The sequence below is a fragment of the Rhodococcus sp. MEB032 genome, from assembly GCF_030208925.1.
Taxonomy (GTDB): Bacteria; Actinomycetota; Actinomycetes; order Mycobacteriales; family Mycobacteriaceae; genus Rhodococcus_F; species Rhodococcus_F qingshengii.
In genome coordinates, this window is record NZ_JARVSY010000023.1 from 130,168 (window position 1) to 149,384 (window position 19,217).

At 63.6% G+C, this 19,217-nt stretch carries 17 protein-coding genes; 6 read left to right on the forward strand and 11 right to left on the reverse strand.

Annotated features, from left to right (window positions below):
• The first annotated feature begins 34 nt into the window (after positions 1 to 34).
• Both QRN54_RS21910 and QRN54_RS21915 read left to right on the forward strand, forming a co-directional pair.
• Positions 35 to 1,444, forward strand: a complete 1,410-nt coding sequence (locus tag QRN54_RS21910) for a GGDEF domain-containing protein (protein ID WP_003943555.1) — start codon at positions 35 to 37, stop codon at positions 1,442 to 1,444.
• A gap of 5 nt (positions 1,445 to 1,449) precedes the next feature.
• Positions 1,450 to 2,049 carry a histidine phosphatase family protein gene (locus tag QRN54_RS21915; RefSeq protein WP_003943544.1) on the forward strand — a complete coding sequence of 200 codons (600 nt, stop codon included), beginning with the start codon at positions 1,450 to 1,452 and terminating at the stop codon, positions 2,047 to 2,049.
• On the opposite strand, the gene QRN54_RS21920 is transcribed toward QRN54_RS21915, so the two are convergent.
• The 6 genes from QRN54_RS21920 to QRN54_RS21945 form a co-directional block, all read right to left on the reverse strand.
• Positions 2,050 to 3,039 carry an ABC transporter ATP-binding protein gene (locus QRN54_RS21920; RefSeq protein WP_042920668.1) on the reverse strand — a complete coding sequence of 330 codons (990 nt, stop codon included), beginning with the start codon at positions 3,037 to 3,039 and terminating at the stop codon, positions 2,050 to 2,052.
• Complete coding sequence (locus QRN54_RS21925; RefSeq protein ID WP_003943600.1) at positions 3,039 to 4,136, reverse strand: ABC transporter ATP-binding protein; 1,098 nt, start codon at positions 4,134 to 4,136, stop codon at positions 3,039 to 3,041. The genes QRN54_RS21920 and QRN54_RS21925 overlap by 1 nt, the downstream gene beginning before the upstream one ends.
• On the reverse strand, positions 4,133 to 5,227 hold the full coding sequence (locus tag QRN54_RS21930; RefSeq protein WP_007735813.1) for an ABC transporter permease: 1,095 nt from the start codon (positions 5,225 to 5,227) through the stop codon (positions 4,133 to 4,135). Before QRN54_RS21930 ends, QRN54_RS21925 begins: the two co-directional genes overlap by 4 nt.
• On the reverse strand, positions 5,220 to 6,176 hold the full coding sequence (locus QRN54_RS21935) for an ABC transporter permease (protein WP_285183071.1): 957 nt from the start codon (positions 6,174 to 6,176) through the stop codon (positions 5,220 to 5,222). The genes QRN54_RS21930 and QRN54_RS21935 overlap by 8 nt, the downstream gene beginning before the upstream one ends.
• Before the next feature lie 127 nt (positions 6,177 to 6,303).
• A complete protein-coding gene (locus QRN54_RS21940; protein ID WP_003943605.1) occupies positions 6,304 to 7,923 on the reverse strand; it encodes an ABC transporter substrate-binding protein in 1,620 nt (539 codons plus the stop codon).
• 182 nt (positions 7,924 to 8,105) lie between these two features.
• Positions 8,106 to 9,701 (reverse strand): Na+/H+ antiporter, encoded by a 1,596-nt coding sequence (locus QRN54_RS21945; protein WP_030536674.1) that lies wholly within the window; start codon positions 9,699 to 9,701, stop codon positions 8,106 to 8,108.
• Positions 9,702 to 9,727: 26 nt separating this feature from the next.
• Here QRN54_RS21945 and QRN54_RS21950 point away from each other — a divergent pair, with 26 nt between their 5' ends.
• Positions 9,728 to 10,048: a UBP-type zinc finger domain-containing protein gene (locus QRN54_RS21950; RefSeq protein ID WP_003943615.1), complete on the forward strand. Its 321-nt coding sequence runs from the start codon at positions 9,728 to 9,730 to the stop codon at positions 10,046 to 10,048.
• 292 nt (positions 10,049 to 10,340) lie between these two features.
• Positions 10,341 to 12,653, forward strand: coding sequence for a thiamine pyrophosphate-binding protein (locus tag QRN54_RS21955; protein ID WP_285183072.1), 2,313 nt, complete (start codon positions 10,341 to 10,343; stop codon positions 12,651 to 12,653).
• Positions 12,654 to 12,744: 91 nt separating this feature from the next.
• Here the strand turns inward: QRN54_RS21955 and QRN54_RS21960 are convergent, their stop codons facing one another.
• Together QRN54_RS21960 and QRN54_RS21965 are read right to left on the reverse strand one after the other, a co-directional pair.
• On the reverse strand, positions 12,745 to 14,364 hold the full coding sequence (locus tag QRN54_RS21960; protein WP_042453342.1) for an ABC transporter substrate-binding protein: 1,620 nt from the start codon (positions 14,362 to 14,364) through the stop codon (positions 12,745 to 12,747).
• A gap of 174 nt (positions 14,365 to 14,538) precedes the next feature.
• A complete protein-coding gene (locus QRN54_RS21965) occupies positions 14,539 to 14,829 on the reverse strand; it encodes a putative quinol monooxygenase (protein ID WP_003943546.1) in 291 nt (96 codons plus the stop codon).
• 71 nt (positions 14,830 to 14,900) lie between these two features.
• Here QRN54_RS21965 and QRN54_RS21970 point away from each other — a divergent pair, with 71 nt between their 5' ends.
• Positions 14,901 to 15,803, forward strand: coding sequence for an SDR family NAD(P)-dependent oxidoreductase (locus QRN54_RS21970; RefSeq protein WP_003943614.1), 903 nt, complete (start codon positions 14,901 to 14,903; stop codon positions 15,801 to 15,803).
• A gap of 1 nt (position 15,804) precedes the next feature.
• Here QRN54_RS21970 and QRN54_RS21975 read toward each other — a convergent pair whose 3' ends face one another.
• Together QRN54_RS21975 and QRN54_RS21980 are read right to left on the reverse strand one after the other, a co-directional pair.
• Entirely contained in the window at positions 15,805 to 16,530 is a 726-nt protein-coding gene (locus tag QRN54_RS21975) for a single stranded DNA-binding domain-containing protein (RefSeq protein WP_054781541.1), read from the reverse strand.
• A gap of 149 nt (positions 16,531 to 16,679) precedes the next feature.
• Positions 16,680 to 17,552 carry a hypothetical protein gene (locus QRN54_RS21980; RefSeq protein WP_003943530.1) on the reverse strand — a complete coding sequence of 291 codons (873 nt, stop codon included), beginning with the start codon at positions 17,550 to 17,552 and terminating at the stop codon, positions 16,680 to 16,682.
• Between the two features lie 213 nt (positions 17,553 to 17,765).
• On the opposite strand from QRN54_RS21980, the gene QRN54_RS21985 reads away from it, so the two are divergent.
• Positions 17,766 to 18,317 carry a DUF732 domain-containing protein gene (locus QRN54_RS21985; protein ID WP_058227389.1) on the forward strand — a complete coding sequence of 184 codons (552 nt, stop codon included), beginning with the start codon at positions 17,766 to 17,768 and terminating at the stop codon, positions 18,315 to 18,317.
• Here the strand turns inward: QRN54_RS21985 and QRN54_RS21990 are convergent, their stop codons facing one another.
• The gene (locus QRN54_RS21990; protein ID WP_007735797.1) at positions 18,318 to 19,214 is read right to left on the reverse strand and encodes a cutinase family protein; all 897 of its coding nucleotides are present in this window, start codon (positions 19,212 to 19,214) and stop codon (positions 18,318 to 18,320) included.
• Positions 19,215 to 19,217: the final 3 nt, after the last annotated feature.

Sequence of the window (19,217 nt, forward strand, 5' to 3'; positions counted from 1 at the left end):
TCGGACAGCTTCTGCTTTCTACGACAGGCTGACCATGGACCGTTCGACACGTCGGGTGCGCTCGTGCCTGATTTTCGTGGCGATCCTCGTTGTCGCCCTGGCGGGCATCGCCGCCCGTCCGCCCGGTTTTCTGTCGACCTTCTGGCCCGCCAACGCGATCCTTCTGGGCATTCTCCTCCGTAACCCGCGCTCGTTTGCGCCGATCGGACTCGCTGTCGGCGGCGCCGCGCTGCTGACGGCGGATCTTGCGACCGGAAGCCCCGTGCAGAGGGCCTTCGAACTGAATGCGATCAATCTGGTCGGCGTCACGACAGGATTGATCGCCGCGAACTTGCTCGGCTGCTTTCCACGGCGAATCTCCGAGACGAAGTACACGGCCAGAATCTTCCTCATCTCGGTTCTGGCGTCGTTCACGGCCGGGTCCGCCAGCGCACTACGCACTCAACTCCACGAAGGAAGCGGTGCGGCAACGGAATTGGTGGGGTGGTTCTTCGCCGATCTGTGTACGTATCTGATCGTGCTGCCGATCGTTCTGTCGGCACCGACGCTCGAACACATTCGAAGAACCTGCGGGCCGTCCGTGCGGCAGAGTCTGCGCTTGAGGCGGCTCGCACAGATCCTGGCACCTCTGGCCGCTCTCCTGGCCTGTCTGCCACTCGCCCTGGAGGTCCAGGGAGCCCTTGCGCTGCTGCTGCCGATGCCGGCGCTCCTGTGGTGCGCAATGCGTGTCTCACTGTTCAGCACCTCGCTCCTGGCAGCCGGATGGAGCGCGTGGGCACTGGTCATGGCGGGTAAGGGACGTCTGGCGCTGGCAGATCCGGTGCACCTACTCAGTGAGGGGGTGACCACCCGGATCTCCGTCATCTTGATGGCACTCTCCCCCATCGCCGTAGCCGTCGCCACTGGCGCACAGCGGCGCGCTGAGCGAGAACTCCAACGCATCGCCGAATGCGACGCCCTCACCGGAACGCTGAGTCGCCACGCGTTCTGGACCCAATCGCAGGAACTCCTCGACGCCCAGCACGCGGCGCAACGACCAATCGCCGTCATGATGCTCGATCTCGACCACTTCAAATCGATCAACGACAACCTCGGCCACCTCACCGGCGATTCCGTCCTCGAACAGTTCGGAAACACCCTCCTCGCCGCTACCGAAGGGCTGGGACTCTCCGGCCGACTGGGTGGTGAAGAATTTGCCGTCGCCGCCGCCGACTGCACCTTCGAGGAAGCCATCCAGCTCGCGGAGCGCATCAGAGAGGCGCAAGAGGCCCACGCGCGATCCATTCGCGGTTTCGCGGGAACGGTCAGTATCGGCGTCGCCTGGGCCGATCGCGCGATGCCGGGCATGGAGACTCTGCTCGATATCGCCGACAACGCGATGTACCAGGCAAAACGCGACGGCCGAAACCTCGTGGTGGCGTTCGATCTCTACATGGCAAGGTGACGTAGGTGCAACTACTCCTGATCCGACACGCGCTCCCCGAACTGGCCGAGGTCACCGAAGGCCGCGCAGATCCCTCGCTGACCGACGAAGGTCGTGCCCAGGCACTACGGCTGCCCGCAGCACTGGCGCCGTACCGGATCACCGGACTCTTCAGCAGCCCGCAAAAGCGCGCACTCGAGACCGCAGCCCCGGTAGCGCAGATATTGGGCCTTCCGGTCACCCAGCGCGAGGGTCTGGCGGAATACGACTACGAGCAGCCGCACTACATCCCCATGCACGAGGTCCTGGAGCGGGCGCCGGAAACCTATGCGCGCATCAAAGCCGGCTGGCTCCCCGAGTCGGTGGACGGCGACGCCTTTCGTGCGCGAGTCCTCGGTGCGATCGACGAGATAGTCGCGGCAACGGACAACGACGCCACCGTGGCGATCTTCTGCCACGGCGGCGTCGTCAACATCGTTCTGCAGGAACTGCTCGGACTGGAGCGCCCGTTGACCTTCCCGATCGAGTACGTGTCCGTCACGCGCATTCTCGTGTCGCGAAACGGAAGCCGCAGGGTCGGGTCGATCAACGAAACCGGTCACGTACGCAACATGCTTCGCGTGTAGTCACACGTGGTGGCACGCCACCTGATGGCCGCCCTCGACGAGACGCAGCTCGGGAACTTCCTCGGCGCAGAGATCAGTGGCCAACGGGCACCGCGTGCGGAAGCGGCAGCCACTGGGCGGATTGAGCGGCGACGGCAGTTCGATGACCTTCTGCTCGACGTTCTGCGCCGCGGTGACGGTGGCGTCGGGATCGGGAATCGACGCCAGCAGTAGCTGCGTGTACGGGTGCAGCGCGCGGTTCTGCATGTCTTCTGCGGGAACGATTTCGCAGACGCGGCCCAAGTACATGATCATCACGCGGTCGCTGATGTTCTTCACGACGGCCATGTTGTGTGCGATGAACAGCAGCGACAGCCCGTGACGCTTCTTCGCGTCCTCGAGCAGGTTCAGAATCTGCGCCTGCACGGAGACGTCGAGACTCGAGACCGGCTCGTCACAGATCAGGACCTTGGGGTCGAGCATCAATGCGCGGGCGATGCACACGCGCTGGCACTGACCACCCGAGAGTTCGCGTGGGGTTCGGTCCCACACCATGTCCGGGTCCAGCCCGACCTCGGCAAGAACCTCGCGCGCCCGAGCTTCGATGGCGGCCTTGTCTTTTCCGCCCCAGATCGACGGACCCTCGGTGATGAGAGCCTTGACCTTGCGTCGCGGGTTCAGCGAGGAGATCGGGTCCTGGAAGATCATCTGCAGCTGAGTACGGCTGCGACGCAATTCTTCCGCGCCCAGTGCCGTCATTTCCGTCTCTCCGAGGCGGATCGAGCCCGACGTCGGTGAGGGCAACTGCATGATCGCCCGGCCCGCCGTGGACTTGCCACAGCCGGATTCACCGACCACGCCCAAGGTTTCGCCCGGAGCGACGGTGAAGCTGATCCCGGACACGGCGTGAACGGTCTGGCCCTTGCCGACGTTGAATTCGACGACCAAGTCCTCGACCGTCAAGGCCGCGTCCACCGTCTCGGACTGCCTGGTATCGGTTGCTGCAGTCATCAGACCATCTCCTTCACCGCGAGCGTCAGGCCCGCTGCGGTAGTGCCGGCCTTCTCGTTGGCGACCAATGCCGTTGTGCCTTCAGGGGTGTCGACCGGGTAGTGGCACGCGAACGTGTGGCTTTCGGTTGTGTTGTCCCCCGGTCCGCCGGGAGCCAGGGCCGGGTCGCCGGTCAGGCAGTCGTCCTGGGCGTACCGGCAGCGAGCCGCGAAGCGGCAACCGGTGATCGGCTTCGTCATGTCCGGGAGACCGCCCGGAATTGTCTGCAGCACTGTGTGCGTCGGTGACTCGAGTCGCGGAATCGCGGCCATCAGCGCTTCGGTGTACGGGTGGCGAGGACGAGTGAACAACTCTTCGGTCGCCGACGTTTCCACGACGGAACCGGCGTACATGACCGCAACGCGGTCCGATCGACCCGAGACCACACCGAGGTCGTGGCTGATCAGGATGACGGCCATGTTGAGCTTGTCGTTGAGTGAGGCGAGCAGATCGAGAATCTGCTTCTGCACCGTCACGTCGAGAGCGGTGGTCGGCTCGTCCGCGATCAGCAGTTTCGGCTCGCAGGCCAGGGCCATCGCGATGACCACGCGCTGTCGCATACCGCCCGAAAGTTCGTGGGGGTACTGGTCGAGCCGACGCTTGGGCTCGGGGATACCCACCATCGACAGGAGTTCCGCTGCGCGATCGCGGGCCGCGTCCTTCTTCAGACCCAGGTGGAACTTCAAGGATTCGGTGATGTGGGTACCGATGCGCTTGAACGGATTGAGCGAGGTCATCGGATCCTGGAAGACCATGGCGATCTCGGGTCCCCAGAAGTGCTTCATCTCCGACTTCTTCATCGTCGACATGTCGCGGCCGGCAAACGTCACCGTCCCGCTGATGTCGAGAGCCGGACCCTTCTGGAGCAGTCCCATGATGGTGCGCCCGAGAACCGACTTGCCGGAACCGGATTCACCCACGATGCCGAGAGTTTCGCCGGCGGAGACGTGGATCGAGACACCGTCGACTGCTCGCAACTGGCCACGGGGAGTGGCGAATACGGTTCTGATGTTGTCCGCCTGCAGCAGCGGAACGCCGTTCTGAGCTGAAGTGGTCACAGCTTACTCCGATACTTCTCGCCGATGAGGTTGAAGGAGAACACCGTCAGGAAGAGGAAGACGCCTGGTACCAGGACGATGAACGGATGCTTCTCCACGATCCCGCCCTGACCTTCCGCAATCATGTTGCCCCAGGTCGGATCAGGTTGTGCGATACCGAGTCCGAGGAAGCTCAGTGATGCTTCCGCGACGATCAGGCCGGAGACGGCCACCAGTCCGAGCGCGGCGACGGGAACGAGGACGTTGGGAACCAGCTCGCGCCAGATGACGCGCCATTTGGTGGCGCCCATGGCTCTCGCGGCAAGCACGAACTCCCGTTGGGCGACGACGATGGTGTTTGCCCTGGCGATTCGAACCATGCTGGGAATGCAGAGAATCGACAGTGCGAGGGTGATGTTGCGCAGGTTCGACGTGAGCACCGCGGCCAGTGCGATGAGCAGCACCAGAGAAGGAATGGCCAGCAGCGAGTTGGTCAGGATTCCGACCACGGCGTCGACCTTGCCACGGAAATAGCCGGCCATGACGCCGATGGTGCCACCGATGATCATGCCGATCAGCACGGCGCAGATGGCGACAGTCAAGGAGGCGCGAGCACCGAACAGGGCGCGGGCAAGCAGGTCGAGACCGAAGTTGTTGGTACCCAACGGATGATCGGAGAGCAGGCTCGGCGATGCGAAGCCCGGCTCGGCCAAGGTCTTGACCGTGTCCTTGTACTCACCGAGCGGCAGCAGCGGCGCGAAGATCGCGGCCAGGATCAGCGCGACCAGCCAGATGCACGCCAACCAGTACGAGAGATCGAACTGACTGCCCCACTTGGACGTACCGAGTTTGCCGAGACCCTTGAAGAGGAAAACCAGGGCAACGAGCGCGAGCACGATGCGGACGGTCATCATGATCGCTGAACCGAAGAGTGCGGTGCCGAGCAGCGCAACGCCGACCACTGTGAGAATCGATCCGATCAGGACCAGATTCTTGGGCTGTTCCAGCGTTTCGACGGGACCGGGAGCCAGCAGGACTGTCTGCTGCCGGTATGTCATCACCTCGGACGGGGCCGGCGACGGGGCCGCTCCGTCTGGCGTCACTTCAGACATGGACACGACGACTCCTCGGGTCAAGATAGGTGTACAGAACATCGATCGCACTGTTGACGAGGACGTAGATGACCGCGATCACGACCACCGCGCCGAGCAGCATCGGCGAATCACCCTGCTGCGCTGCGCGGACGATGAGCGTGCCCATTCCGGGCAGTGAGAACAGCGTCTCGACGATCACGGTGCTGCCGATCATGCCGCCGAGAGCCAGACCCATCATCGTGATGAGCGAGAACGACGACGGGCGAAGCGCGTCGCTGAAAAGCACTCGCAGCGTGGGCATTCCCTTGGCCTTCGACGCGAGGATGTAATCCTCACGGAGCGTCGTCACCAGGTCGGATCGGAGAACGCGAGTGAACATCGCCATCTCGAGGAGGCTGATGGTGATCGCGGGAAGTATTGCGTGTGAAAGGTTTCCGGACAGGCTGTCGCCGATGCGCACCCACTGTGATCGCGGGAACCAGCCGAGCCAGTTGACGGTGACCATGATCAGCAACAGACCGGCGAGGAAGCTCGGGACGGAAAGAACACCGAACGTCGCGGCGCTGATGACGCGGTCGATGACGCCGCCTTCGTGGTGCGCCGACCAGAGTGCGAGCGGAACTGCGACGACGAGTGCGATGACCAGACCCATCACTGCCAACTGAACGCTGACGGGGAGAGCGGAACTGATCGCGGTGAGGACGTCCTGCTGCGGGGGAACGAGCGAGTTGCCGAGGTCGCCCTGGAGAGCGCTGGCCAGCCAGTCCCAATAGCGAACCAGGAGTGGATCGTTGAGTCCGAGCTGCTGCCGAACTTCCTCGTACTCGGCAGGCGTTCGGCCTTCACCGAGAACGGAGACAGCGGGATCGCCGGGGATCAGTGATGCCAGCACGAAGGTTCCGAAGCTGACGATCAGGATCACAATGACGAGCTGGCCCAATTTCTTACCTATTGCGCCGATGTTCATCGATTTCGTCTCCTTCGGACAGCGAGCTCGCAATACACAGCAGTTCCTCTGATTTCATTTCTTCGTTCGCAGCCGGACCCGATCCGCTGCAGTACGGGCGCGGGGCCGGCTGTGAACTTCAGGCTCTCTAGGACTTCCAAGCTCCGTCGAAGAGCACGATTCCGTCGAGGCTCTGCTCGAGTCCGTGAACGTTCTGGTTCCACACGTCGAGTGCGGCGACGTTGCCCCACACCTGCCACGGGACGGTCTCGTTGGCGCGTTCCTGGATCTGCGCCAGGACTGCCTTCTTGTCCTCGTCGGTGGTTGCGACGCCCAACTTGTCCAGAAGAGCATCCATTTCGGCGTCGGAGTAGCCGGTCGCGTTGTTACGGCCACCGGACTTGATGCCCGTGTACAGACGCTCGTAGGGATCGGCCTCGGCGAGGCTCAGTGCTGCGGTGCTCATGTCGTAGTCGTGATCGGCGTACATCCGCTTGACCAGATCACCTGCGCCGGTGACGTATTCGATCTGAGCGTCGAAGCCGACTGCGTTGAGCATCGCCTGGATGGCCAGAGCCGTTGCCTGTGCGGACGGTTCCTGGATGGAGAGGAAGGTGATCTTTCCGTCGTAGCCGTCGGCCTTGGCCTGATCGAGCAGTTCCTTCGCCTTGGCGGGATCGACGCCGATCGGTGCGACGTCGTTGTGCCAGCGCGAGGTGTCCTGGAAGATTTCCTGGCCGGGCAGTCCCTTGCCGTTGTTGACGCGGGTGTTGAGCGTCTCCGGATCGACGGCCAGCGCCATCGCCTGGCGGACACGGACATCCGAGCCCGGGCGGCCCGGGGCCATGTTCACGTTGGCGATGTAACCGAGCGACGGGATGTCGACGAAGCCGGGGTAACCCGACTCGATCAGATCCAGGATCGGGGTGAGCGTACGCATGTACGCGGCGTCGATGCCGCCCGTCTTGAGTGCTTCGGCGGTGGGCTGAGCGCCGACGATGCTGATCAGCTTGAGCTTGTCGATGTTCGGTGCGCCGTCGTAGTAGTCGGGGCGAGCAGCCAACAGCAGTTCCTCGTTGGGAGCGAACTTCTCGAGGGTGAAGGCGCCGGCGCCGATCGGGGTGAACTGGTCACCCTGCTGGGCGCTCGGGGCGACGATCATGCCGGGTCCGGTGGCGAGCATCGACTGGATGCCTGTCCACGGATCAACGAGGTTGAAGACTACGGTCGTCGCGTCTGGGGTGTCGATCGAGGCAACCTTGGAAGCCCACAGGCTCGACTGAGGTCCCTTGTTGGTGACGTAGCGGTTGATGCTGTCGGCGACGGCCTTCGAGTCGAGAGCTGTACCATCGCTGAACTTCACACCGTCGCGGAGCTTCAGCGTCCAGGTCTTGCTGTCCGAACTCGCTTCGAGCGACTGAGCGAGCTTGGGCTCGAACTTCTGCCCGATGGGGTCGTAACGCATGAGCACGTCGTAGATGGCGCTGAGCTCGCTGCCACCGGTGGCGCCGGCAACCTGAGCCTTCGCGGGATCGAGAGTCGTGACCGCCGAGTAACCGCTGAACGTCAGCGTGCCGCCCTTGGTGGGAGTGCCGGGATCAGCCTGCTCGTTGACCATGCCGATCTTCAGCGAGGAACCGGAATCAGCGGATTCGCCGCCGCCATTGCTCGAGCCGTTGTCGGCGCACGACGCCAGGAACATACTTGCGGTGATCGCCAGCGCAGCCGCAGCCAATCTGCGACTTCCGCGGCGGGAACTACGACTCATTCGAATGCCTCCAAGGCGGGGTAAGACCGTGACGTGATGTTGAACACGAAACAGTCTGTGATGGGAGGCACAGAAAATTGGATCGAGTCTCGCTCAGTGGAATCGGTTAAGTTGCAGGCCTCAACAGTCAGGTAAACCGACCCTGGCCAGCGGTTACCTTCGTGGACAGCAGACCAGCCGGTCTAGTCCCGGTCGAGCGTCGCTTCCTCGAGATCGAGCTCGCGAAGTACCTTCCGGAGGACCTCGTCGTCGATCCGGCCGGCATCGCGTTCGGCGATGAAGACGCCTCGCTCGGCATCGATCATCTCGAGGCGCAGCGAGCGGAAGGCGTTCGACGGGCTCTCCCCCAGATCCTCGTCGCTGCGTCCCAGTCGCTCCCACGCCGAGTTCGCGCGGTGGGTGTTCCAGCTTCGCAAGATGTCCGCGGCACGATTGCGGACCTGAGGGACGTCGTCGGCGTCGGCTCCGACCAATTCGTCCAGCCGCGCCGCAGCGGCCCGTGCAGCCTTGTCCTGAGCGGCCGCCTCGGCGCGGGCGTCGGACTGCTCTTCGTCCCCCTGCACGCCGAGGACACGGATCACCCACGGCAACGTCAGGCCGTGCAGCAACAGCGTGCCGACCACGACGACAAACGTCAGGAACAGGATCAGCGACCGCCCCGGGAAGTCCTCCCCACTGTTGACCGTCAGCGGAATGGCGAAGGCAGCTGCCAGCGACACGACCCCTCGCATACCGGCCCACGACACGACGAACACCGCCCGCGCCGAAATCTCCGGCTCCCTCGCTCGAATACGCGGCGACAGCCAGCGCGGTACGTACGTGAACGGGAACACCCAGGCGATTCGGACCACCACGACGGTCACGAGAACGGCAACCGACGCCCAGACGACGATCGAAGTGCTGTACCCCTGCAATCCGTTGACGACACTGGGCAATTGGAGACCGATCAACAGGAAGACGAACGACTCCAGGATCAGGTCGACGGCCCTCCACACTGCCGTGTCCTGCAAACGCGTCGCATAACTCGCACGGGTGGAGCGCTGGCCGAGGAACAATCCGGCTACGACGACCGCGATGACGCCCGACGCGTGGACCTCTTCCGCAGCGAGGTAGGTAAAGAACGGCACCACCAATCCGATTCCGCTCTCCATCACCGGATCCTGGAGCTTGCCGCGAACCTTCGAGATGACGAACCCCACCGCGAGGCCGATCACCGTTCCACCGACCGCCGCGACGAGGAAGGTCTCGAAGCCGCCGATCAGCGTCGCACCCGTACCGACGGCAGCCGCGAGAGCGACCTTGTACGCCGTCAGAGCGGTGGCGTCGTTGAGCAGGCTCTCCCCGCCCAGCAGGGTCATGATTCGGCGCGGCAGGCCGAGCTTGCGTCCGATTGCGCTCGCGGACACCGCGTCCGGCGGCGCCACGATGGCGCCGAGAACCAGAGCAGCCGCTATCGAGAACTCCGGCACGATCAGGTAGGCGACAAAGCCCACCGCAGCCGTCGTCGCCAGGGGAAGCCCCACCGCGAGAAATCCGATCGGACGCAGATTCGAGCGCAAAGCCAGGTATGAACTGTCCAGTGCTGCCGAGTACAGAAGTGGAGGCAACACGACGAACAGGACGAGGTCGGGATCGAGTTCCAATTCCGGAACACCCGGTATCTGACAGGCGATCAAACCGACCAGGACGAGGATCAGCGGCGAAGACAGCCCGAACCTTCGCGCGACCGCCGCCACCAGCAACGCCGCTACTACAACCCCCAGTAATATGCCGTTCACCCTGGCAGCATGCAGTATGGAAGGCGATGAAGAAAATCCTGAAGCGAGCAGCAGCTCGCACACAGCAGCCCGCACCCGCTCCCACCGGTTGCGAGGAACTAACCAACGCGCCCGAAACGGACCCGGCGGCGCTGACGCCCGGCGTCTGCCAGGAGTGCGCCGAGTTGGGCGAGGATAACTGGTCTCACCTGCGCATGTGCCTGTCCTGCGGCCACGTCGGATGCTGCGATTCCAGCCCTCATCAGCACGCCACCAACCACTACCGCGAAACCGGGCACCCGGTCATGCGCTCACACGAGCCCGGCGAATCCTGGCGCTGGTGCTACGTCCACGACCTGATGGACTGACCGCGCGCGACTGGCGGTGCACTGCGCATAGTGCCCACCTGTCACGGCGCACAGGCCTCGGTGTTGCGCACATTGCTCAATCCACCGGGTAGCTATTGCCCAATCTGTATGCCGATGATGGACTTTGACGCAGAATCTGCACAACAGATCGACAGGTGCGGCTGGACTTTGCCGCACCGAACGGTTCGGCCTCAGGAAGTCCTGCCAAACATCACAACCACATCGTCGGCCCCACGATCTGGGGTACAGGCGGTGCGGTGATCGATGTCCACTACTGAAGGCAGGACCGGCCGTGAACAGCCCCAACATCGACCAGAACGCTCCCGAGTCACTGGCGGAGATCGAGAAGCGCGTTCTGTGGTTGTCGACCGCGATGATCCATCACGCCAACCGTGTTCGACCGAACCCCAGCGGGCTCAAGGTCGGCGGCCATCAGGCCTCGTGCGCGTCGATGGTCTCGATCATGACGTCCCTGTGGTTCGGCCAACTTCGTTCCGGCGACCGGGTTTCCGTCAAGCCGCATGCGGCGCCGGTGCTCCACGGCATCAACTATCTGCTTGGTGAACTCGACGAGTCCTACCTGACGACTCTGCGCGAATTCGGGGGCCTGCAGAGCTACCCGAGTCGATCGAAAGATCCTGATCCGGTGGATTATTCGACCGGTTCGGTGGGCATCGGCGCGACGGCTCCCATCTGGGGCGCCATCGCTCGCCGATACGTCGACGCCTCCCTCGGCGGCGCCGGAACCGGGCGCCAGTACTCCCTGGTCGGTGACGCCGAACTCGACGAGGGCGCTGTGTGGGAAGCAGTTCTCGATCATTCGGTTGCCGAACTGGGTGAGATCGTGTGGATAGTCGACCTCAACCGCCAATCACTCGACCGGGTGGTGCCGAACATCGCGGCAACCCGCCTGGAGCGCATGTTCTCGGGTGCCGGCTGGCAGGTCATCACCGTGAAGTTCGGTGCGCTGCTGGAATCACTGTTCACCCGGCCGGGCGGCACCGCGTTGCGCGAACGAATCCTGGACATGCCGAATCCGGAGTACCAGCGCCTGCTGCGATGCACGGCCGACGAGGTACGTCTGAGACTGCCCGGCGACGCGGCGGACGCCGACGCGATCACGGCGCTGATCGACGACCTCGACGACGCCACGGTGCTCGAGGCCATCCGCAATCTCGGTGGCCACGACCTCGACGCTCTGCGAGAGGCGTACGCACAGATCGACGACACCCGTCCCACCGTGATCATCGCGTACACGATCAAAGGTCGGGGTCTGCCGACGCAGGGTCATCCGCAGAACCACTCGTCGCTGCTCACCACCGAGCAGTACGAGATTCTGGCGGCGGAACTCGGCATGGATCCGTCGAAGCCCTGGGAACGGTTCGAGACCGACAGCCCGTCCGGCCGCATCTGCGCCGAAACCGCTGGGCGCCTGACTCGCCCGAAGGTGGAGCATCTGGTGCCCCCGGCAGTTCCGAAAGACATCGGCCGTACGCCCTCCGGCACGTCCACCACTCAGGCAGCTCTCGGCCGGGTACTACTCGACCTCAGCCGCGAAGCGCCGGACGCCGCGAAACGTGTTGTCACACTGAGCCCGGACGTCAGTTCCACCACCAACCTCGCAGGCTGGCTGAACAAGGTCGGCGTGTGGTCCCCCGACGAGCGGCACAACTGGTTTGCCGACGACGCCGAAACGATCATGCACTGGCGTGAGAAGCCCACCGGTCAGCACATGGAACTCGGTATCGCCGAGACCAACCTGGTCGGGTTGATGGGCGAACTCGGTGCGACCTGGAGTCGTTGGGGCCAGCCACTCTTCCCTATCGGCGTGATGTACGACCCCTTCATCGAGCGGGCTCTCGAACCGTGGTCGTACGGCATCTACGCCGGTGGCCAGTCGATCATGGTCGGCACTCCGTCGGGCGTCACCTTGGCCGCCGAAGGTGGTGCGCACCAGTCGATCAAGACCCCATCCATCGGACTGGAACAGCCGGGATGCGTCAGTTTCGAACCGGCATTCGCCGTCGACGTCGAGTGGACGCTCCTCGACAGCATCGGACGCCTGGGCCGACCAGACGGCAGCTCGTCGTACCTGCGTCTGTCGACCCGTCCGGTCGATCAGGCCCTGGCCGCGGTACCGACCGATCCGGCTGCGCGAGAACGCCGTCGACGTCAGGTGGTGGCCGGCGCGTACACACTGCGGCACAACCCTGATCCGGCCGTCACCCTGGTCGGCATGGGTGCCACCGTCACCGAAACACTGGTCGCAGCCGAAAGGCTGGGCGAGCAGGGTATTTCCGCCGACGTCGTGTGCGTGACCAGCCCCGGCTTGCTCTTCGAAGCACTCCAGTCTCGGCGCGGTCTCGCGGACGGTCCGTCGTGGATCCTGGATCAGGTCTTTCCGAGCAGCCGGTCCGCGCCGATGGTCACCGTTCTCGACGGGCACCCGCACACCCTCGCGTTCCTGACTGGAATCAACAACGTTCCGGGTGCTGCGCTCGGAGTGAGCCGGTTCGGTCAGGTCGGTTCGCTCGAGGACGTCTACCGGTACCACGGCCTCGACTCCGACAGCATCGTCCGCGCCGCCCTCGATCTCACTTCTTGATCGATCACACTCTCTGATGCCGAGAAGCGTCCCCGCAGGGACGCTTCTCGGGTCCAGTCAGTTCTTCAGTTCTTCAGTTCTTCAGAAGCCTTCAGTTCTTCCAGGCCTTGTCGAAGAACATGATTCCGTCCAGGCTCTGCTGAATGCCGTGGACGTTCTGTCCCCACACACCGAGCCACGGGGTGTTGCCGTAAACCTGCCACGGCACAACCTCGTTGGCGCGCTCCTGGATCTTGGCGAGCACCTCGATCTTCGAGTCGGTCGACGTCGCGACACCCAATTGATCGAGCAGCGTATCCATCTCGGGGTCGGAGAAGCTCGTGGCGTTGTTCCGTCCACCCGACTTGAGATTGGAGTACAGACGCTCGAAAGGATCGGCTTCCGCGAGGCTGGCGGAACCTGTTGCCATGTCGAAGTCGCGGTCGGCGTACAAACGCTTGACGACGTCGGCAACCGAGTTGACGTACTCGATCTGGAAATCGAATCCGACGGCGTTGGCCATCGACTGCAGTGCGAGAGCCATCGCCTGCGCCGAATTCTCCTGCAGCGTCAGGTATGTGATCTTGCCGTCGTAACCGTCGGCCTTGGCCTCGTCGAGAAGCTGCTTCGCCTTGGCGGTGTCGACGCCGATCGGAGCGACGTCGTTATGCCAGCGGGAGGTGTCCTGGAAGATGACCTGTCCGGGCAGACCCTTGCCCTCGTTGAGTCGGTTGTCGAGTGCGACGGGATCGGTTGCGAGCGCCAATGCCTGACGGATGCGCACGTCGGCACCGGGACGACCGGGTGCCGTGTTGACCAGCGACAGGTACGACAGCGACGGAATGTCGACGAAGCCCGGGTAGCCGGAGTCGATCAGATCCAGCACGTTCGGTAGCGAACGCATGTATGCGACGTCCGTGCCGCCGCTCTTGAGCGATTCGGTGGTGGACTGCGAACCGACAATGCTGATCAACCGCAGCTTGTCCACGTTCGGGGCACCGTCGAAGTAGTCCTCCCGAGCGTCGAGGATCAATTCCTCGTTGGGAGCGAACTTCTCGAGGGTGAAGGCACCCGCGCCGATCGGGGTGAACTGATCACCTTGCTGGGCGCTCGGCGCGACGATCATGCCGGGGCCCGTCGAGAGCAGTGACTCGATACCGGTCCACGGGTCGACGAGATTGAAGACGACCGTCGACGGATCCGGAGTGTCGACCGACGCGACCTTCGACGCGTACAGACTCGACTGCGGTCCCTTGTTGGTGACGTAGCGATTGAGGCTCGCCGAGACGGCCGCCGAATCCACCGGCGTCCCGTCGCTGAACTTCACACCGTCACGCAGTTCGAGGGTCCACGTCTTGAAGTCGGAACTCGGCTCCATCGACTCTGCGAGCTTCGGAACGAATTCCTTGGACGCCGGGTCGTACCGCAGGAGCGTGTCGTAGATCGCGCCCAACTCCGAACCGGCGACCGAACCGGCGATCTGAGTCTTCGCCGGATCGAGATTGGTGACGGCGGAGTACCCGCTGAACGTGAGGGTGCCGCCCTTGACCGGATCGCCCTCGCCGGACTGCTCGTTGACCGGGCCGATGGACAATCCCGAACCGGAGTCCGGTGCGTCGCCGCTCCCACCCCCGTTCCCGCTGTCAGCGCACGACGAGACGAACAGGCCGGCGGAGACTGCCAGCGCGACGGCGGCAACCTTGCGGTGACCGCGCCGAGAACTGCGACTCATTCAAAACCTCCAGGTCAGAAACTGTGATGTGAAGCATTGTCGAGACAGTTTGTGACTTAAGGCACAGGTATTAGTCGCAGGTCCCGCTCAGTGGAATGAAGCGCGACGATTGGTCAGTTTTCGAGCGACATTCGCAGGTCAGACCCTTAGCGAAGGTCAGGAATTCATTCTGATTCAGGCGCCTTTCAACGGATGAATCGCCGGAGCGCCGTCGAGAAGTGGTCCGGCAGCGGCCAGCGCGGCCTGTAGATGCGGGGACTGCATGTGAGCGTCCAACTCCTCCTGCCCGCGCCAAGTTTCGATCGTGACGAACGTGCCGGGCGCAGCCGCTGACTCGAACAACTCGTACGACACACAGCCGTCCTCGGACCGACTCGCCTCCGCGAGAGTTGTCAGAGCCGATCGGACGTCGTCCTCGGAACCGGACTTGGCCGGGATGGTTGCAACTACACGAAGCTCGCTCATCGGATACCTTTCGCAGAGGGGAAGTCAGCTAGAGACACACGCCACAAACGTACACACGAAAAGGGCAACCAATGGGGTTACTGAAGGACGTCACCGGCTGGCGACGCGGAACGAAGTTGCAGCGTCGACTGCGCGATCTCACCGGCACGCTGGTGGTGATCACCGGTGCGGGCAGCGGCATCGGGCGTGAAACGGCCCTCGCCTTCGCCGCCCAGGGAGCTATCGTCGTGGTCTCCGACATCAATCTTGAAAGCGCGCAGGACACTGCGGCACTTGTAAACATCCCTTCGCAAGCGGGCGGCGCCGAAGCAGTGTTCGGTGGCGGTGCCCACGCCTATCAGGTGGACGTGTCCGACGAACAGGCCGTGATTCGGTTCGCGGAGACCGTCGCGGCACATCACGGCGTACCGGACATCGTCGTCAACAACGCCGGAATCGGGTTCTCCGGGACATTCGCCGACACCGAGCAGCGCCAGTTCGAGCGCGTCATGGACATCAACTTCTGGGGAGTTGTCTACGGCTGCCGGGCATTTACCCCGATGATGATCGACCGGGGAACAGGAGGGCACGTCGTCAATCTGTCCTCGGCCGCCGCGTACACACCACAGAAGGCCCTCACCGCGTATTCGACAAGCAAAGCAGCGGTATTCATGCTCTCGGATTGCCTACGGGCAGAGCTGCTTCCACACGGCATCGGCGTCAGCACCATCTGCCCCGGCCTCGTTCACACGAACATCCTCAAGACCACCGAGTTCGCCGGGACCACCGCCGAGGAGCAGCTCGAGAACCAGACCAAGGTCGACAACTTCTACCGCAAGCGCAACTTCACGCCTGACCGAGTCGCCAGTGCCATCGTGAAAGCGGTTCGCACGAACAAGGCCGTCGTACCCGTGACCGTCGAAGCCAAGCTCGGACGCACGATCAGCCGGTTGTCTCCCGGGTCGATGCGCGTCGGAGCTCGGTTCGAGATCTAGGTCAGCTTCCGAAACTCAGGCTGCCCGTGAAACCCTGCTGCACATCGGCTTCCGAGCGGGGAAGAACCTCGTAGGTGCTGGCGTACTGGCCACTGAAACCGGTGACGGTGATCGGGCGTCCGACGGCGACGGCATCGAGGTCGATTCCGGTCTGTGTGTTGACGAAGATGACGGTGTTTCCCTCGGCGCCCGAGACCAGGATCTTGTGGCCGTACGGCAGATCGTCGACGACGGGTCCGCTCACGATTCCGGACACCGTCACGAGACGACCTTCACTGCCCTCACCGATTGCATTGAGGGGCAGTCGCGCCGGGCTGATCTGGGTAGTCGTGCCGATTACCTCGACGGCAGTCGGGCGGACGACGAGCAGGCCTTCCTGATCCGCGAGGACTCCGGTGACCTGAACCCGATCGCCGAGAACAACCCCGGAATTGTTCGGATCGCTGATGTAAATGCCCGAATTGCCGCTCTGGAGACCAAAGCCCTTATCGTAGAAGCTGGATTCGAACACTCCAGACGGCGTAGTCGCGGTTCCCACGACGGTGACCGTCGTTCCGATGGCCTGCGCACGGGCTGCCGCGATGGAGTCCGCGGACACCTCACCGACAACTGCTGCCGGCTCCGCCGTCGCTGCAGTACCGACAAACATGGTGGCTGCAGCCGCAACTGCCAGTGCCGTCACACCCCGGCGCAGGACCGGACTCGCAAGAACGCTGTCTCGAAACATGTTTGAGGACTCCCCTGTGATTTCGTGGCCGCGCAGGTGCTCCTGATGGAGTCCGCCTTCGCCCACCCTGAGGCACAGGTTATTACAGGTCGGACGCCGCAGCGGTGGTGACATTCCGCCACCACCGCTGCTTCAAGGCATCCGAGTTTTCAGGAACCGGAGCTTCCGGACGAACCGCTCGAGCCACTGGAACCGCTGGATCCTGTTCCGCCACCGAGATCGTCGAGAGGATCGCTACCGGTGAGGCCGCCCGGGTACAGGTAGGCGTCGGAGATCGTGCTGAGCGAGGTTCCCGACGTGGCCGGTACCTTTGCTCGCCAGTTGACGATCGGGTTCAGCACTCCGAACGGTCCGCAACCACTGGCGGCGGGCAGCGCGAAGCCGGTGGCCTGGTTCCCGACCGGGCTCACCTTCAGTGCATTGTCCGGGAGCACCGTGTAGGTCGGTACCACCGACGGGTCAGGCGCGAGACGAAGATTCACCGGCGCAGCCGCGGAGCCCAGGTAGCAGTTGTCGCCGAGGAACGCGTTGTTGATCTTCATCCGCACCGGGATGCTCAGATCCATGTCGGTGATGATGCCGTTGAGGGTCGGGGCAGCGGTCGCCTCCACCTCGGCGGTGACTGCGGCGAGGCCGAACAGATTGCCGAACGGCAGGTCGATTCCGAGGACTCCACCCGGAACGGTCAACGGCTTGGAGTAGACACCGTGGTGTCCGTCGTCGCGCGGGAGAAGAACGGTGGACTCACCTTCACCGGAGCCGGCCTCGGCGGCGATGATCATGTCGCCTTTTCCGATCGGGAGGTTGAAGCCGTTGTTGTCGAAGGTTCCGCTCTGAACCACAACCGACACACAGGATTCGGCAGTAGCCGGACACACTGCGGCACCGGGTATCGAATTGTCGACCGGATCCTGAGCCGAGGCCATCGGCGCCGCGAACGCGAGGACCGCACCTGCGGTACCTGCAATGACGGCCACGCGCGTGCCGAGACGTCTGTTGCCGTTCTTGTGAGATTTCTGCACTGATTTCTCCCTGCCGTTTATGTGATGGGGGACGAAACTCGCAGTCATTGCTTGTGTTTCGACCGCCGCCGACAAGGTCTTTGCGGTGTGCTCCTACTCACAAGTAACAACTGAACAGATGTATATCACAGGACTTCGACTTAAAAACAGGGCAAAAGGGAGTTTCCTTAAAACGGACAAAATAAGCGGTACGGTGTGTAACACTCACGGGTGATGAACACGAACAGACTGGTCCTCTGCGTCGCGGCAGCGGGCCTACTCCTCAGCGGCTGCAGCAGCCAATCCGACAGCGACGCATCGGAATCCACTTCTGCTGCCACCAGCACGTCGGTCGCGGCGACGTCGAGTTCGACTGCCCCCAGTACGCTTTCCGAGCTGCCGACCAGCCCGCTCGCCGCAACAACACCGGAAGCCGCGCCGAGCGTCGTCGAATCGACGCCACCGGCGGTATCACTACCGGTAGCGCCACCGGCGAACGCACCAATCGATGCACGCTCACCGGAAGAGATCGTCGCGAACGCAGGCGAGAAGGGACAGCGGTATATCGCCGCTCTGCGTCTGGCCGGGATCCCGCCCGCCGGAATGGATTCCGCAGAGATCCTCTACGCCGACGGCACCTGCAAGGCTCTCGCTGACGGTATGCCTCGGTCCGAAGTGCTGGCGGAGTTCAACTCCGTCGGCGAGGTGTACTCACAGATCACGCCGATGTCCTCGCAGCGCATTGCCGAGATCTACGTCGACACGGCGGAGCAGACGTACTGCTGATCAGGCCTTGCCGGCCAACCAGCCGTGCAGCCAGGATGTAGCCGAATTGCCTGCGCCGTCAACGACGTAACGCGTGTAGTCGGTGTGGACCTGCGAGCCGTAGAAGTCGACCAGCTGATCGATGCGACGCGAATTCGCGCCCGGATCGAGCTGGGCCATCAGAGCGGGGAGCCCGCCTGCGGTGATCAGATCGTTGACGATCACGGCCGCTTCGTCGCGCAGCGCGAGCGCACTGGCCGGAGTGGGATCGGACGCCTGAGCCATGAATCCGGCCAGACGCATCACGAAATCGTCCTTCGGCGTCGAGCAGTACAGGTCACCGACCGCGCAGAGCGTCACCGTTTTGCCTGACAGCCAACCGAATCCACCGATGCGAGGGCCGCTGGCACCGTTACCGCCGACAGCGGGGCCGATCAGGACGTCGGACTCGGAACGACGGGGATCTGACAGCAAGCCGACGCCCTCGACGCGAGTCGGGGGGACCACGCCGATGCCGGTTCCGATCTCGGCGGCGAGATCGCCTGCCGCGTCGGCACCCTGGCTGTATCCGACGATGGCGAAGCGAGTGTCACCGCACGAGGCGGCCATGGCGCCGATCATGCCGCGGGCATTGTCGACAGCCTGCTGCTTCGACTTGGCGTAGACGTTGGACTCCCACGGGAAGGCCGTCGCCGAGTAGGTGACGTAATCGGTGCGAACGGAGCCCGGAAGCCCGTTGGTCACCGGGGCGAGCATGCCGGCGCCGGGCCTGGTGCCCGAGGGCTCCCAGGTTCCCGGGATGGCCACGACGTACAGGCTGGGGCAGGGATCAGCCGACGCCACGGGAGCACTGACAACCGGTACCACTACTGCCGCAGCAAGTGCCGACAACACCGCAACGAGACGCCTCGCACGCATGAA

Excerpts from the sequence above, each read along its gene's own strand:
- QRN54_RS21910 (WP_003943555.1), top strand. The coding sequence starts at position 35 with ATGGACCGTTCGACACGTCGGGTGCGCTCGTGCCTGATTTTCGTGGCG.
- QRN54_RS21920 (WP_042920668.1), bottom strand. The coding sequence starts at position 3,039 with ATGACTGCAGCAACCGATACCAGGCAGTCCGAGACGGTGGACGCGGCC.
- QRN54_RS21930 (WP_007735813.1), bottom strand. The coding sequence starts at position 5,227 with ATGTCTGAAGTGACGCCAGACGGAGCGGCCCCGTCGCCGGCCCCGTCC.
- QRN54_RS21935 (WP_285183071.1), bottom strand. The coding sequence starts at position 6,176 with ATGAACATCGGCGCAATAGGTAAGAAATTGGGCCAGCTCGTCATTGTG.
- QRN54_RS21940 (WP_003943605.1), bottom strand. The coding sequence starts at position 7,923 with ATGAGTCGTAGTTCCCGCCGCGGAAGTCGCAGATTGGCTGCGGCTGCG.
- QRN54_RS21950 (WP_003943615.1), top strand. The coding sequence starts at position 9,728 with ATGAAGAAAATCCTGAAGCGAGCAGCAGCTCGCACACAGCAGCCCGCA.
- QRN54_RS21960 (WP_042453342.1), bottom strand. The coding sequence starts at position 14,364 with ATGAGTCGCAGTTCTCGGCGCGGTCACCGCAAGGTTGCCGCCGTCGCG.
- QRN54_RS21965 (WP_003943546.1), bottom strand. The coding sequence starts at position 14,829 with ATGAGCGAGCTTCGTGTAGTTGCAACCATCCCGGCCAAGTCCGGTTCC.
- QRN54_RS21970 (WP_003943614.1), top strand. The coding sequence starts at position 14,901 with ATGGGGTTACTGAAGGACGTCACCGGCTGGCGACGCGGAACGAAGTTG.
- QRN54_RS21975 (WP_054781541.1), bottom strand. The coding sequence starts at position 16,530 with ATGTTTCGAGACAGCGTTCTTGCGAGTCCGGTCCTGCGCCGGGGTGTG.
- QRN54_RS21985 (WP_058227389.1), top strand. The coding sequence starts at position 17,766 with ATGAACACGAACAGACTGGTCCTCTGCGTCGCGGCAGCGGGCCTACTC.
- QRN54_RS21990 (WP_007735797.1), bottom strand. The coding sequence starts at position 19,214 with ATGCGTGCGAGGCGTCTCGTTGCGGTGTTGTCGGCACTTGCTGCGGCA.